At 73.8% G+C, this 15011-nt stretch carries 11 protein-coding genes; 10 read left to right on the top strand and 1 reads right to left on the bottom strand.

The genetic code is table 11. The annotated features are described in order from the left end of the window. Window positions 1-93: 93 nt before the first annotated feature. The 9 genes from pdhA to ADK86_RS22820 all read left to right on the top strand — a co-directional run bounded on the left by pdhA (window position 94) and on the right by ADK86_RS22820 (window position 10998). A complete protein-coding gene (gene pdhA, locus ADK86_RS22860) occupies window positions 94-1287 on the top strand; it encodes a pyruvate dehydrogenase (acetyl-transferring) E1 component subunit alpha (protein WP_053698262.1) in 1194 nt (397 codons plus the stop codon). Further along, the gene (locus ADK86_RS22855; protein ID WP_053698261.1) at window positions 1284-2318 is read left to right on the top strand and encodes an alpha-ketoacid dehydrogenase subunit beta; all 1035 of its coding nucleotides are present in this window, start codon (window positions 1284-1286) and stop codon (window positions 2316-2318) included. Before pdhA ends, ADK86_RS22855 begins: the two co-directional genes overlap by 4 nt. Next, on the top strand, window positions 2318-3808 hold the full coding sequence (locus ADK86_RS22850; protein ID WP_053698260.1) for a dihydrolipoamide acetyltransferase family protein: 1491 nt from the start codon (window positions 2318-2320) through the stop codon (window positions 3806-3808). Before ADK86_RS22855 ends, ADK86_RS22850 begins: the two co-directional genes overlap by 1 nt. Window positions 3809-3922: 114 nt before the next feature. Further along, a complete protein-coding gene (locus ADK86_RS22845; RefSeq protein WP_053698278.1) occupies window positions 3923-4846 on the top strand; it encodes an NTP transferase domain-containing protein in 924 nt (307 codons plus the stop codon). After that, complete coding sequence (locus ADK86_RS41215; RefSeq protein ID WP_234345969.1) at window positions 4843-6891, top strand: molybdopterin molybdotransferase MoeA; 2049 nt, start codon at window positions 4843-4845, stop codon at window positions 6889-6891. Before ADK86_RS22845 ends, ADK86_RS41215 begins: the two co-directional genes overlap by 4 nt. Beyond that, window positions 6888-8036, top strand: coding sequence for a potassium channel family protein (locus tag ADK86_RS22835; RefSeq protein WP_053698259.1), 1149 nt, complete (start codon window positions 6888-6890; stop codon window positions 8034-8036). The genes ADK86_RS41215 and ADK86_RS22835 overlap by 4 nt, the downstream gene beginning before the upstream one ends. A gap of 68 nt (window positions 8037-8104) precedes the next feature. After that, a complete protein-coding gene (locus ADK86_RS22830) occupies window positions 8105-9082 on the top strand; it encodes an NAD(P)H-quinone oxidoreductase (protein ID WP_030374489.1) in 978 nt (325 codons plus the stop codon). 363 nt (window positions 9083-9445) lie between these two features. Beyond that, window positions 9446-10291 (top strand): hypothetical protein, encoded by an 846-nt coding sequence (locus ADK86_RS45240; protein ID WP_159393915.1) that lies wholly within the window; start codon window positions 9446-9448, stop codon window positions 10289-10291. Window positions 10292-10431: 140 nt separating this feature from the next. Beyond that, window positions 10432-10998, top strand: coding sequence for a bacterial proteasome activator family protein (locus tag ADK86_RS22820; protein ID WP_030589819.1), 567 nt, complete (start codon window positions 10432-10434; stop codon window positions 10996-10998). A 121-nt stretch (window positions 10999-11119) separates the two neighbouring features. Here ADK86_RS22820 and ADK86_RS22815 read toward each other — a convergent pair whose 3' ends face one another. Beyond that, window positions 11120-12838: a Stk1 family PASTA domain-containing Ser/Thr kinase gene (locus tag ADK86_RS22815; protein ID WP_053698257.1), complete on the bottom strand. Its 1719-nt coding sequence runs from the start codon at window positions 12836-12838 to the stop codon at window positions 11120-11122. Window positions 12839-13305: 467 nt separating this feature from the next. On the opposite strand from ADK86_RS22815, the gene ADK86_RS22810 reads away from it, so the two are divergent. Further along, a complete protein-coding gene (locus tag ADK86_RS22810) occupies window positions 13306-14964 on the top strand; it encodes a protein kinase domain-containing protein (protein ID WP_053698256.1) in 1659 nt (552 codons plus the stop codon). Window positions 14965-15011: the final 47 nt, after the last annotated feature.

Below are 15011 nucleotides of genomic sequence, written 5' to 3'. Positions count from 1 at the left end.
GTCCCATGGCATTGCTTACCCGCCCGTCGTCCTTCACCGCCCTCGGCGGGGCGCTCGGCGTCACTCTTTCCGAAGTCCAAGGAGGTGCTCGTCATGACGGTTCTTGAGCAGCGCGGCAGCCGGAACGAGAACTACTGGCCCGCTCCGCCGCCCGCCTGGCGTCCCCGCGTCGATCCCGAGCCCCTCCTGCCCGACCCCGAGCCGTACCGGCTGCTGGGCACGGACGCCGCGAGCAGCGTCGATTCCGGTCTGCTGACGGAGCTGTACGGGCACCTGGTGCGCGGCCGCCGGTACAACGCCCAGGCCACGGCCCTGACCCGGCAGGGCAGGCTCGCGGTCTATCCGTCGTCCACCGGCCAGGAGGCGTGCCAGGTGGCCGCCGCGCTGGTGCTGGAGGAGCAGGACTGGCTCTTCCCCAGTTACCGGGACACCCTCGCCGCCGTGGCCCGCGGCCTCGACCCCGTACAGGCCCTCACCCTTCTGAGGGGCGACTGGCACACGGGATACGACCCGCGCGAGCACCGCATCGCCCCCTTGTGCACGCCGCTGGCCACCCAACTCCCGCACGCGGTCGGCCTCGCGCGCGCCGCGCGCCTGAAGGGCGACGACGTGGTCGCGATGGCCCTGGTCGGTGACGGCGGCACGAGCGAGGGCGACTTCCACGAGGCGCTGAACTTCGCCGCGGTGTGGCAGGCCCCGGTGGTCTTCCTGGTGCAGAACAACGGCTTCGCGATCTCCGTGCCGCTGGCCAAGCAGTCGGCCGCGCCGTCCCTCGCCCACAAGGCCGTCGGGTACGGCATGCCGGGCCGCCTGGTGGACGGCAACGACGCGCCCGCGCTGCACGAAGTCCTCACCGAGGCGGTGGAGCGGGCGCGCCGGGGCGGCGGCCCGACGCTCGTCGAGGCGATCACGTACCGCGTCGAGGCGCACACCAACGCCGACGACGCCACGCGCTACCGCACCGATGAGGAGGTCGAGCAGTGGCGCGGGCACGACCCGATAGCCCTGGTGGAGCGCGAGCTGTCGGAGCGCGGCCTGCTCTCCGACGCGTTCGCGCAGCAGGTGCGGGACGGCGCCGAGGAGCTGGCCGCGGGCCTGCGCGACCGGATGAACCAGGACCCCGCGCTGGACCCGATGGATCTCTTCGCGCACGTCTACGCGGAGCCCACCGGCCAGTTGCGGGAGCAGGCGGCGCAGCTGCGGGCCGAGCTGGCGGCGGAGGCCGAGGGTCAGGCCGGAGCGGGTCACGGGCCGGCGCACGAGACGACGGGGAAGGAACGGCCATGACGGCGACCGCAACGGAGGCCGGGCGCAAGCCCGCCAGCATGGCGCAGGCCCTGAACCGGGCGCTGCGCGACGCGATGGCCGACGACCCGGCCGTCCATGTGATGGGCGAGGACGTGGGCGAGCTGGGCGGGGTCTTCCGGATCACCGACGGCCTGGTGAAGGAGTTCGGCGAGGAGCGCTGCGGCGACACGCCGCTCGCCGAGGCGGGCATTCTCGGTACCGCGGTCGGGATGGCCATGTACGGCCTGCGGCCGGTCGTGGAGATGCAGTTCGACGCCTTCGCCTACCCCGGCTTCGAGCAGCTGATCAGCCATGTCGCGCGGATGCGCAACCGCACCCGGGGCGCCATGCCGCTGCCGCTGACCATCCGCGTCCCGTACGGCGGCGGGATCGGCGGCGTGGAGCACCACAGCGACTCCTCCGAGGCGTACTACCTGGCCACCCCCGGCCTCCAGGTCGTCACCCCGGCGACGGTCGCCGACGCGTACGGGCTGCTGCGCGCCGCCATCGCCTCCGACGACCCGGTGGTCTTCCTGGAGCCGAAGCGGCTCTACTGGTCGCGGGCCGACTGGTCCCCCGACGACCCGGCGCCGGTCGCGCCGCTGGGCCGCGCGGAGATCCGGCGGCCGGGCAGCAGCGCCACGCTGATCACGTACGGGCCGTCGCTGCCGGTCTGTATGGAGGCCGCCGAGGCGGCCACGGCCGAGGGCTGGGACCTGGAAGTGCTCGACCTGCGCTCGCTCCAGCCCTTCGACGACGAGACGGTCTGCGCCTCGGTACGGCGTACGGGGCGCGCGGTCGTGGTGCACGAGGCCAGCGGCTTCGGCGGGCCCGGCGGGGAGATAGCCGCGCGGGTCACGGAGCGCTGTTTCCACCACTTGGAAGCGCCGGTGCTGCGGGTCGCGGGCTTCGACATCCCGTATCCGCCGCCGATGCTGGAGCGCCACCACCTGCCCGGTGTGGACCGCATCCTGGACACCGTCGGCCGCCTCCAGTGGGAGGCGGACTGGACCGAGGGGAGCGGTGACTGATGGCCGTGGTGCGTGAGTTCACACTGCCCGACCTCGGCGAGGGCCTCACCGAGGCGACGGTCGTGCGGTGGCTGGTCGAGGTCGGCGAGGTGGTCGCCGTCGACCAGCCGGTGGTCGAGGTGGAGACCGCGAAGGCCCTGGTGGACGTGCCGTGCCCGTACGGCGGCGTGGTCACCGCGCGGTTCGGCGACGAGGGCTCGGAACTGCCCGTCGGATCGCCGCTGCTGACGGTGGCGGTCGGATCCACCGCACCCGCCGGGCCGAGCGCGGGAGGTGACCGGACGCCCGAGGAGGGAATGGGCGACGCGGGCGCCGGGACCGGTCCGACAGCGCCGGATGCGGCCTCCGGAAGCGGCGCCGAAAAGCCCGGCGGCGCGGCCGAGGGGTCGGGGAACGTACTCGTCGGGTACGGCACGAGCGCCGCGGCGGCGCGCCGGCGGCGGGTCCGCCCGGCGGCGGGGGCCGGGACGGCGGAGCCGAGGCGCGCACAACCTGCGGAGGAAGGGCCGGTTCCGGTCATGTCACCGCTGGTACGGCGACTGGCGCGGGAACACGGCCTGGACCTGCGGGAGATACGGGGGTCGGGCCCGGAGGGGCTGATCCTGCGTACGGACGTGGAACGGGCGGTGCGCGAGCGGAGTGCGGCGGAGGCCGGTGCGGGAGCGTCCGGCGTGACTGGCACGTCCGGTGGGATCGGCACGTCCCGCGCGACCGGTGTGACCGGCGCGCCGGGAGCGGCCGGCACGTACGGGGCGACCGGTGCGCAGAGCCGGGCCCTGGCGTACGAAGGTCTTCCCGGCGAGGCCGAGCGGATACCGCTGCGGGGCATGCGCGGGGCCGCGGCCGAGAAGTTCCGGCGCAGCCGGCAGGAGATCCCCGACGCGACGTGCTGGGTGGACGCCGACGCGACGGAACTCCTCGCCGCCCGGCGGGAGATGAACGCCGTCGGCGGCGCCAAGGTGTCGCTCCTCGCGCTGCTGGCCCGGATCTGCACGGCGGCGCTCGCGCGGTATCCGCAGCTCAACGCGACCGTCGACCTGGCGGCCAACGAGATCGTGCGGCTGCCCGCCGTCCATCTGGGCTTCGCGGCGCAGACCGACCGCGGTCTGGTGGTGCCGGTCGTACGGGACGCGCACCGCCGTACGGCCGAGGGCCTGACCGCCGAGATGGCCCGGCTCACCGAGGCCGCGCGGACCGGTTCGCTCGGTCTCGCCGAGCTGACCCACGGCACCTTCACCCTCAACAACTACGGCGTCTTCGGCGTAGACGGCTCCACGCCGATCATCAACCACCCCGAAGCGGCCATGCTGGGCGTGGGCCGAATAGCGGCCAAGCCGTGGGTGCACGAAGGGGAGTTGGCCGTACGCCAGGTCGTGCAGCTGTCGCTCACCTTCGACCACCGGGTGTGCGACGGCGGTACCGCGGGCGGCTTCCTGCGGTTCGTGGCGGACTGTGTGGAGCGGCCGGCGGTGCTGTTGCGCACGCTGTGAGCGGGCCCGGTCGGTGATCGGGGCGGTCCCGGCGATACTCGTGGAGTGACCGACCAGCAGCCCGCTCAGGACCGGGGCCCGCGTGCGGCCGACGACGCGCTCCACGGTGGAGCCGTGCCCGCCCCCGCGGACTCCGGTGCGTACGACGTCATCGTCCCGGCCGGGGGCGCCGCCCGGCGGCTCGGCGGGGTGGACAAGCCCGGGCTGTCCGTCGGCGGGCGCTCGCTGCTGGACCGGGTGCTCGACGCCTGTCCGGACGCCGCGACCGCCGTGGTCGTCGGACCGCCGCGGCCCACCGCGCGGCCGGTCGTCCACACCCGCGAGGACCCGCCCGGCGGCGGCCCGCTCGCCGCGCTGGACGCCGGGCTGCGGCACACCACCGCCCCCGTCGTCCTCGTCCTCTCCGCCGACCTGCCGTTCCTGACGGGTGCGACGGTACGGGCCCTGCGCACGGCGGCCGAGGGGGCCGACGCGGCGCTGCTGCGGGACGCGGAGGGCAAGGACCAGCCGCTGGTCGCCGCGTACCGGGCCGGGCCGCTGCGGCGTGCGCTGGCCGCCGTACGGGCCGAACGCGGCACGCTCACCGGGCAGCCGCTGCGTGCGCTGCTGGCCCATCTGACCCCGCGCCGGGTGTCCGATCCGACGGCCACCGCGTCCTTCGACTGCGACACCTGGGAGGACATCGAGGCGGCACGCGCCCGGATCGGAGCGGCACGCGCCCGTATCAGGGAGCATGGAACCGTGTTGGACGAATGGATCACCGCAGCCAAGGCCGAGCTGGGCATCGAACTCGATGTGGACACGGCGGCACTCCTCGACCTCGCGCGCGACGCGGCGCACGGTGTGGCGCGGCCGGCGGCGCCGCTGACCACCTTCCTGGTCGGTTACGCCGCCGCTCAGCAGGGCCGGGACGTGTCCGTACTGGCGGCCAAGGCGGCCGCGCTGGCCAACCGGTGGGCCGCCGAGGCCGCCGAGGACGCCGACGCCACGCCGGAGGCCGCGCCCGAGGCCAAGCCGAAAGCGAAGCCGGCAAAATGATGGAAGGGGAGTTCGACGACGCGTTGGCGCTGGCCAACGGCGGCCCGGTCGTACCGGCGCGGCCGGAGGACCGCCGGGTACCGGAGCACCGCCGGATGCCGGAGGACCACCGGGTCCCGGGGGGCCGGGCCGATGATCACCGGGCGTGGGGCCGCGGTGGAGGTCCCCTGGCACATGAGGGCGAGGGACAACCCGTACCGGCCCCCGAGGCTCCCGAGTCCCCTGATCGCCACGGCCCCGCACCACTCCCCAGTGAGCGCCCCGCGCCCACCTCCGACCGCTACGCCCCCGTCTTCGACGACGGCTATTCGTGGATCTTCGACGACCGGGAGCCGACCCGGACGACCGGCCGGCCCGGTAAGGCGCCGACGGCCGGTACGGGCCTGGACGACGACTCGCGGCGCGGCCCGTACACGCCGTGGGACACCGCACCTTCCCTGAAGGCGGGCGAGCCGCCGTCCGCGCCCGGCGGCGCGGACGGGCCGCGCGCCCCGGTCCCGTCCGACACTCCTCCTCCGCCGCGACCCGCGTCCGCGCCGGTGTCCCGGTCGGCACCGTCCGGGCCGCCCTTCGGGCCGCCTTTCTCCACCGGGGACACCCCTGGTCACGACCACCCCACCCACCACGGCCGCCGCACCCGGCACGACCACCCCGCGCCGACCCCCTGGCGTACGGCCCGCGGCCTCGCCGCCCGGGCGCCGCGCGGCCCGCTGCCCCCGGTCGCCTGCCCGCTCGGCGCCGCGGCCCTCGGACGTACCCTCGCCGAGCCGCTGACCGCGCTCACCGACCTGCCGTCCTTCGACACCTCCGCGATGGACGGCTGGGCGGTCGCCGGGCCCGGCCCCTGGCACCTCGCCGCCCGGACCCGTCCCGGCGAGCACGAGCACGGCATCCTGGCCGGTCACGACGCGTCCGAGGCCGTCGACGACGGTGCCGCGGTGCCGATCGCCACCGGCGCCCGCATCCCGCCGGGCGCCACGGCCGTGCTGCGCAGCGAGCACGGTGAGGTACGGCAGCGGCCCGACGGCGGCGCGCAGTTGTACGCGCCCGCTCCCGTACCGCCCGGCCAGGACATCCGGCCGCGCGGCCAGGAGTGCCGCCGCGGCGACCAACTCCTGCCCGCGGGCGCGCTGGTGACCCCGGCCGTGCTGGGGCTGGCCGCGGCGGCCGGTTACGACGAGCTGGTCGCGTACGCCCGGCCGCGCGTCGAAATCCTCGTCCTCGGCGACGAGTTGCTGGACGCCGGGCTGCCCGCCGAGGGCCGTATCCGGGACGCGCTCGGCCCGATGATCACACCGTGGCTGCGCGCGCTGGGCGCGGACGCCGGGCCGCCCCGGCACCTCGGCGACGACGCCGACGCGCTGTACGACGCCCTCGCGTCCTCCACCGCCGACCTGGTGATCACCACGGGCGGTACGGCCTCCGGGCCCGTCGACCATGTGCATCCCACGTTGCGCAGGCTGGGCGCCGAGGTGCTGGTGGACGGTGTGGCGGTACGCCCGGGGCACCCCATGCTGCTCGCCCGCCTGGACGCCGACCGGCTGCTGGTCGGCCTGCCGGGCAATCCGCTCGCCGCGGTATCGGGCCTGGTCACCCTGGCCGAGCCGGCGCTGCGTACGCTCGCGGCGCGCCGCCGGACGCCCGCCTACCGGGCGCCGCTGACCGCCGCCGTGTCCGGCCACCCGCACGACACGCGGCTCGTCCCGGTCGCCTTCCGGGAGGGCGCGGCCGACGACGGGGACGGCGGCGCGGTCGTGCCGCTGCGGTTCAGCGGGCCCGCCATGCTGCGCGGCATCGCGGCGGCCGACGCGATGGCCGTCGTACCGCCCGGCGGCGTGGCGCGCGGCGGCGAGGTGGAACTCCTCGACCTGCCGTGGACCGGCGACGGCTCGGCGGCGGAGGCGGTCATGGACACGGTGCCGGACCGGGCGGCCGACGCCCCGGCCCGCTCCGGTACGGACGCGCGCCGCCCCGGAGCCGGGCCGCGCGAACGCCCGAACGTTTCTCCCACCGACGCCCACCCGACCGGCGGAGGCGCCGCGTGAAGCTCCCCACCCACGACGCGGCGGCCCGTGAGGTTCCCGAGGAGTCCAGCTACCGCGTCGTGCTGCCCCGCCGCACCCCGGTGGCCCCGCTGCGCCAGGTCGCCCGCCGCCTGCTGATGGCGCTGCTGGTGCTCGTCGCGACGGTGGCCATCGTCTGGATAGACCGCGACGAGTACCACGACAACGCCAACGGTTCCGTCGACTTCCTCGACTGCGTCTACTACGCCACCGTCACGCTCTCGACCACCGGTTACGGCGACATCGTCCCGTACGGGGACGGTGCGCGGCTGCTCAACATCCTGCTCATCACGCCCCTCCGGGTCCTCTTCCTGATCATTCTGGTCGGCACCACTCTCGAAGTCCTCACCGAGCGCACCCGCGAGCAGTGGCAACTGAACCGCTGGAGAAACGCCTTGCGCGACCACACCGTCATCGTCGGCTTCGGCACCAAGGGCCGGTCGGCGGCCCAGACCCTGCGCGCGACGGGCCTGACCCGCGATCGCATCGTCATCGTCGACCCGAGCCCCAAGGTCATCGACTCGGCGGTGGCCGAGGGCTTCGCGGGCGTGGTCGGGGACGCGACGCGCAGCGATGTCCTCGTACGGGCCGAGATCCAGCGCGCCCGCCAGGTCGTCATCGCCACCCAGCGCGACGACACCGCCGTCCTCGTCTCGCTCACCGCCCGCCAGCTCAACAAGAAGGCCAACATCGTCGCGGCCGTACGGGAGGAGGAGAACGCGCCGCTGCTGCGCCAGTCCGGCGCCGACATGGTCATCACCTCGGCCAGCGCCGCCGGCCGCCTGCTGGGCCTGTCGGTGCACAGCCCGAGCGCCGGCACGGTCCTGGAGGACCTGATCCAGCAGGGCAGCGGTCTGGACCTGATCGAGCGTCCGGTGGTGAAGTCCGAGGTCGGCAAGTCGGTGCGGGAGACCGACGACCTGATCGTCTCGGTGCTGCGCGGCCACCGGCTGCTCGGGTACGACGATCCGGCGGCCAGCCCGTTGCAGCCCGCCGACCGGGTGATCACCATCGTGCGGGCGGCACCGCCGGAGGAGCCGGACGGTCCGGCCAGGCCCGGGACGAAGCCGATGATCCCCCGGACGGGTGTCGCCCCGATGTCGCCCGCCCGCCGGGACGACCAGTAGAACCACGCGCCCTACGGGACGCCACCGCCTCCGTACGCCGTCCCGTGCGGGCGAGTAGCCTCGCGGCCATGCGTGCGATCACCATTCCCGAACCCGGTGGCCCCGACGCCCTCGTATGGGCCGAGGTGCCCGATCCGCAACCGTCCGAAGGGGAGGTCCTGGTCGAGGTGGCGGCCACGGCCGTGAACCGTGCCGACCTCCTCCAGCGCCAGGGCTTCTACGATCCGCCGCCCGGTGCCTCCCCGTACCCCGGCCTGGAGTGCGCCGGCCGGATCAAGGCGCTCGGCCCGGGGGTCGGCGGCTGGGCGGTCGGCGACGAGGTGTGCGCGCTGCTCTCGGGCGGCGGGTACGCGGAGCAGGTCGCCGTACCGGCGGGCCAGCTGCTGCCCGTACCGAAGGGCCTCGACATGGCCGCCGCCGCGGCGCTGCCCGAGGTGACGTGCACCGTGTGGTCGAACGTCTTCATGATCGCGCACCTGCGGCCCGGCGAGACGCTGCTCGCGCACGGCGGCTCCAGCGGCATCGGCACGATGGCGATCCAGCTCGCCAAGGCGGTCGGCGCGCGGGTCGCGGTCACCGCGGGCAGCGCCGACAAGCTGGCCCGCTGCGCCGAACTGGGCGCCGACATCCTCGTCAACTACCGCGACCAGGACTTCGTGGAGGAGGTGCGCAAGGCCACCGACGGCAAGGGCGCGGACGTCATCCTGGACATCATGGGCGCCAAGTACCTCGACCCGAACGTCAAGGCGCTGGCCACCAACGGGCGTCTGGCGATCATCGGTCTCCAGGGCGGCGCCAAGGCCGAGTTGAACCTCGGTGCGCTGCTGACCAAGCGCGGCGCGGTCACCGCCACCTCGCTGCGCGGCCGTCCGCTGGCCGAGAAGGCGGCGATCGTCGCGGCCGTACGGGAACACGTCTGGCCGCTGATCGAGAACGGTCAGGTCCGGCCGATAGTGGACCGTACGCTGCCGATGGCCGAGGCGGCCGAGGCGCACCGGATCGTGGACGCCAGCAGCCATGTGGGCAAGGTCGTCCTGACGGTCTGAACCCGGCGCACGGGTGCGCGACGCGGTGGTGCCGGGGCTACGGTGCCACCGCGCGCCCACCTGTCCGCCCCGCGCGCCCGCCGCGGCGGACGCCGCCCGTTCACCTCGCGGAGCCGCTGGTGGAGCCGCCCCACCACACCCCCGCACCACCCGGGATGCCGCGCACATCCCCCCGTGTGACGCTGAGGAAATCAGGCGACCACTCCGCGGGTACGGGAGGTCATGGGTGTGACGTCGGAACTCGTGGCCCAGGGATATGTGCCGGACCATGTGCCCGGACATCTGCCGGATTCCGGACCGGATCGTGTGCCGGAGAACAAGCTCCCCGCATACCCGCCCCCGGTACCGGTTACTCCGCTGCCCGTGCGCCCGATACCCGTGGACCCGGCAGCGGGACGGCAGTGCCGTCCCCGCCCGCTCCGGCTCCGGCCGCGCCTCGCGGCCCGCCTGCTGCTCACCACGGCCCTGCTGCCCCTCCCGTACGCGACGGCGGCCACAGCGGCCACGGCGCCGGCAGCGGCCCCGCGCCACAGCGTCCTCACCCACAACGTCGCAGGCCAGGCCCGTACACTTCCCGATCGCAACCAGGGCCCCGGCCGCCCGGACGACGCCGACCACGCGGAACCCCCGGAATCCGGCACCGACACGGACACCGGTGCTCCCCATCCGGCCACTCCCCGCCCCACCACCCCCCTCGACGCACTGAGCCGCCTGGTCCCCATCGTCCCCGCCCTCCCGGCCCCCTCCGGCGGACCGGCGTCCGGCTCCGGTACGGACGATCCCCGCCCGGCCGTCCCGCCGGCGCCCGACCCGTCGGCGAACGGCCTCTCGGCCGACGCGGACGCGGGCCCGCAGAACGGCTACGCGTCCCGGCCCCCGTCACCCGCGGCCTCCAAGCCCTCCGGGAAGCCCTCTCGCGCCCCCACGCGGCCCCGCCGGAGCGATCTGGCCGGGCGCCTCGCCAACCGGCCCTACGTACCGCTGCCGCCCCTCCAGGCACCCTCCTCGTCGGCGGCCGCCGCCCGGCCGCACGGTCCCTCCCGTTACGCGCCCGGAGCGGTGCCCGGCGCCGCGTCGGCCGCGCAGCGCACCCCGGGCACCGCCGCCGAGCAGGGCAACGGCGTCCACCGGGTGCTGCCGCTGGGCGCCGGCATGGCGCTGACCGGCCTCGGGCTGGCCTTCATCGCCCTGCGGCTCAGGCGCTCGTGACCGGGCCCGTCACCGCCGGTCCGCACCCCGTACCAAGACCGCCCCGAAGCTCACCCCAAAGCTCATCCCCATCCGGAGGTTGGATCACCTTTCTCCCAGGGCACAACCGTTCCTAGTCAGCTGTACGAGAGAATGGCGGCATGGATATGCCGATGAACGAACGGTCGCAGGAGAGCCCGCACGTCCTGGTTGTCGGCCCGGACGGGATGGCTCTCGGCAGCGCCGGCTCCGGTGGCGGGGACGGCGACGACGAGTCCCGCGAGGTTCCCGTGACGGACATGGTCGAACAGCCCGCGAAGGTCATGCGCATCGGCAGCATGATCAAGCAGCTTCTCGAAGAGGTGAAGGCCGCTCCGCTGGACGAGGCGAGCCGGGTGCGTCTGAAGGAGATCCACTCCAGCTCGGTCAAGGAACTGGAGGACGGCCTCGCGCCCGAGCTGGTCGAGGAGCTGGAGCGGCTGTCCCTGCCGTTCACCGACGACTCGGTGCCCACGGACGCGGAACTGCGCATCGCGCAGGCCCAGTTGGTCGGCTGGCTGGAGGGGCTTTTCCACGGCATCCAGACCGCGCTGTTCGCCCAGCAGATGGCGGCTCGCGCCCAGTTGGAGCAGATGCGCCGCGCGCTGCCGCCCGGTGCGGTGCCGTCGGAGGACCTGGAGCAGTCCCAGAAGAGCCAGGGCGGCGCCCGCTCCGGCCCGTACCTTTAACCCCTTTGACGGACCCGCCCGCTTTCGCAGGCCATGTACAGGCCATATGAAGAAGGGCCCGCCGCGCACCCCGCGCGCCGGGCCCTTCTTGTGTGCTGTCGATCGGCTGCCGCCGGTCCTACTAACTGCGCCCCGTCGACACGGTCAGGTGAATCTTCTCGCCGGACGACGGGTCCCACATCGAGATCGGCGACTGGCCGATGACGGTGTTCTTGCCGTACAGGGAGTTGTTGCGCTCGGAGATGTCGTACGACCAGCCGGCCGCGTCCATGCACTTCTTCACCGAGTCCAGGTTCTTGCCGTAGAAGGACGGCAGGAAGATCTTGCCCTTCTGGCTGTAGCTCTTGACCGGGTCGGTGCAGCGCGTGGTCGAGATGGTGGCCGTCGGGTCCTCCGGCCTGACCGAGTCCGAGGGGGACGGCGAGTAGCTGTACGCGCCGGTGGGGCGCGGGTTCGGGCTGTCGCCGCCGCCGCTCAGGCCGATGCCGATGGCGATCGCGGTGACCACGACCACGCCGACGACGGCGGAGACCACGATCACCGGGGTGTTGCTCTTGCCGGAGCGGTTGCCGCCGGGGCCGGGCCCGACCGGCGCGGGAGCGGGCGTGGAGGGGCCCGCGTACGGGGGCGGGGTCTGGAAGCTGTTGTTGAACGGGGCGGGGCCCGGGCCCTGGGAGGGGATGGGGCCGGGCGGCTGGAAGGCGTTCACCGGCGGCGGCGTGGACGGCGCGGAGGGGCCGAAGCCGGGCCCGCCGTTCGCCGCAGGCCCCGGGCCCATCTGCGGGCCGGCCTGGGGAGCGGCCTGCGTCGGCTGGTAAGGCGTCTGCACGCTCGGCGGTGCGGGGGTGTGCGGTCCGGCGGCGTTCGCGGAGGCGGCCGGGAAGACCGCCGAGGACACCGAGGAGCCGCTGTTACGGGCGCGCGGGCCCTCGCTGATGATGAGCGGCGTCGCGCCGGACTGGCCCGACCCGGCGACGCGCAGGCACTCGTCCCGCATCGCCTCGGCGGTCGGGAACCGCTCGTTGGGGTTCTTCTTCAGCGCGCGGGCGACCAGCGCGTCCACGGCGGGCGGCAGCGACCGGTTGATGCCGGAGGGGACCGGCGGCTCCTCCTGGACGTGCGCGTACGCGATGGCCAGCGGCGAGTCCGCGTCGAAGGGCAGCTGCCCGGTCAGCAGCTCGAAGAGCATGATCCCGACCGAGTACAGGTCCGAGCGGGCGTCCACGCCGCGGCCCAGCGCCTGCTCGGGGGAGAGGTACTGCGGGGTGCCGACGACCATGCCGGTCTGCGTCATGGAGGTGACGCCGGACTGCATGGCGCGGGCGATGCCGAAGTCCATGACCTTGACCACGCCGCGCTTGTTGAGCATGACGTTGCCGGGCTTGATGTCCCGGTGGACCAGACCCATTTCGTGGCTGACCTCCAGGGCGGCCAGCACATCGGCGGTGATCTTCAGCGCCTTCTCGGTGGGCATCGCGCCGTGCTGGGCGATGTCGCTGTCCAGGTCGGAGCGGAGCGGCCGGCCCGCCACGTACTCCATGACGATGTACGGCACCATGCCGCCGTCCAGCTCGTCCTCGCCGGAGTCGAACACCGAGACGATGTTGGTGTGCGTGAGTTTGGCCACGGACTGGGCCTCGCGCCGGAAGCGCTCACGGAACGCCTGCTCGCGGCCCAGCTCGGTGTGCAGGGTCTTGATCGCGACCTCGCGGTCCAGCACGCTGTCGTAGGCGAGGTGCACGGACGCCATGCCGCCGGCGCCCAGAAGATCACGGAGCTGGTAGCGTCCCCCGCCGACCGAACGGCCCTCGTACTGGCCCTGAGCGCCGTCCTGGCTCATGGTTCCGCTTCCCCCTTGGCGCGCTGTTCCTGCGCACGTGTTGCGGCGCGCCGCGCCTCGTGGCTGATGGTGCTGTGCCCGTCCGTGCAGCGCTCCGACGTGTATGACGAGTACAGACGTTACTCAACGTCGTGGGCTGCGGCTCGTGCGCCTGCGGACGTGCCGAGATCAGTATGGGTTGTACGAGATCGGTGTCTGAATCGCAGCCCAGTCTGCACCAGGGCCGGTACACGTCAAGCCGTGTGCCCGTTCCGTGACCAGATGCGCAAGATCCCATTACGGTCCTGAACCATTCGGATCGCCGATCGGCCCGTGATTACCTCGGGTTAACTTGCGACAATGGGGCCGCAGAAGGTGTGATGACCGGTCCATCACGGGACCGGCGTATGCCGCGGAGCCTGTAGCGTGCTCTAGCGAAGACCGAGACCTTACCGCTGTGATGCGGATTGATACGACGGCGAGGACCGATGGCACCGACGCAGAGCCCCCAGGGCCCGTCCGATCCTGATGCCACCGGCTCCCACTCTCCCGATGGGAATCTCCCCGATGCGCCGGAGATGTGGGGCAATGGCGGTTTGGTGGGCGACGGACGCTACCGGCTCACGCGCCGGCTCGGACGTGGCGGTATGGCGGAGGTGTTCGCCGCCGAGGACGTGCGCCTCGGCCGCACCGTCGCCGTCAAGCTGCTGCGGGCCGACCTCGCGGAGGACCCGGTCTCCAAGGCCCGCTTCACCCGTGAGGCACAGTCCGTCGCGGGCCTGAACCACCACGCGGTGGTGGCGGTGTACGACTCCGGCGAGGACTACGTCGGCGGCAACACGGTGCCGTACATCGTCATGGAGCTGGTCGAGGGCCGCACCATCCGCGACCTGCTGCTGAACGCCGACGCGCCGCCGCCGGACCAGGCGCTGATCATCGTCTCCGGGGTGCTGGAGGCACTGGCCTACAGCCACCAGCACGGCATCGTGCACCGCGACATCAAGCCCGCGAACGTGATCATCACGCACGGCGGCGCGGTCAAGGTGATGGACTTCGGCATCGCCCGCGCGCTGCACGGCGCGCAGTCGACGATGACCCAGACCGGCATGGTCATGGGCACGCCGCAGTACCTCTCCCCCGAGCAGGCCCTCGGCAAGACCGTGGACACCCGCTCCGACCTGTACGCGACCGGCTGCCTGCTGTACGAACTGCTCGCGCTGCGCCCCCCGTTCACCGGCGAGACCCCGCTGTCCGTCGTCTACCAGCACGTCCAGGACATGCCGGTGCCGCCCTCCGAGGTCTCCTCCTCGGTGCCGCCGGAGCTGGACGGCCTGGTGATGCGCTCGCTGGCCAAGGACCCGGACGACCGCTTCCAGACCGCGGAGGAGATGCGCGGCCTGGTCCAGTACGCCCTTCAGATGCTCCACGAGCAGGGCGGCCACAGTGGTACGTGGAACACCGGCCCGGTCGCCGTGCACGACGGCGGCCACACCCCGGCCATGGGCTCGATGGCGGCCACCACCGCCCTGCCGCACCCGGACCACGGGCAGACCGCGGCGCAGCCGATCCTGCCGCCCGGTATGCGGGACGGGGACGGCGCCTACGAGGGCGGGCCCCGGCCCGCCAAGGGCGGCCGCGGCAAGATCTGGCTGATCGCGGCGCTCGCGGTGATCGCCATCGCGGTCGGCGTGGCCATCGCGATCAAGAGCGCGGGCGGCGACGGCAAGCAGAAGAACCCGCAGCCGACCAAGAGCCCGTCGGTCTCGCAGAGCACCGAGGACCAGCCGTCGGAGTCGCCGTCCGACGAGCCGTCGACCCCGTACACGCAGCCCGGCGGCACGGGCGGCGACTCGGGCACGTGGAACCGCCCGTCGACGCGCCAGCCGACCACGCCGCGCACGTCCCAGTCGCCCTCCTCGAAGCCGACGCCGTCGTCCAAGCCCCCGTCCTCCCCGCCGCCCAGCAAGCCGTCCACCGGCGGCTCGACCAACGGCAACACGAGCACCGGCACCGACGGCGGCAACAACGGTGACAGCAAGGGCGGCACGACGAACGGCAACACGAGCACCGGCAGCTCGAACGCGGGGACCAGCGCGGGCAGCGGCCCGGCCGGCACCGGCGCGATCGGCGACTCGGACGGCGGCTGACGCCCCGCCGCAGCTCAGCGCCCGACCACGACGGGCGGCCGGACCTC

Source organism: Streptomyces sp. NRRL F-5755 (assembly GCF_001279365.1).
Taxonomy (GTDB): domain Bacteria; phylum Actinomycetota; class Actinomycetes; order Streptomycetales; family Streptomycetaceae; genus Streptomyces; species Streptomyces rimosus.
The sequence above is the reverse complement of the archived record's forward strand: the minus strand, read 5'-3'. Positions and strand labels throughout refer to the sequence as shown.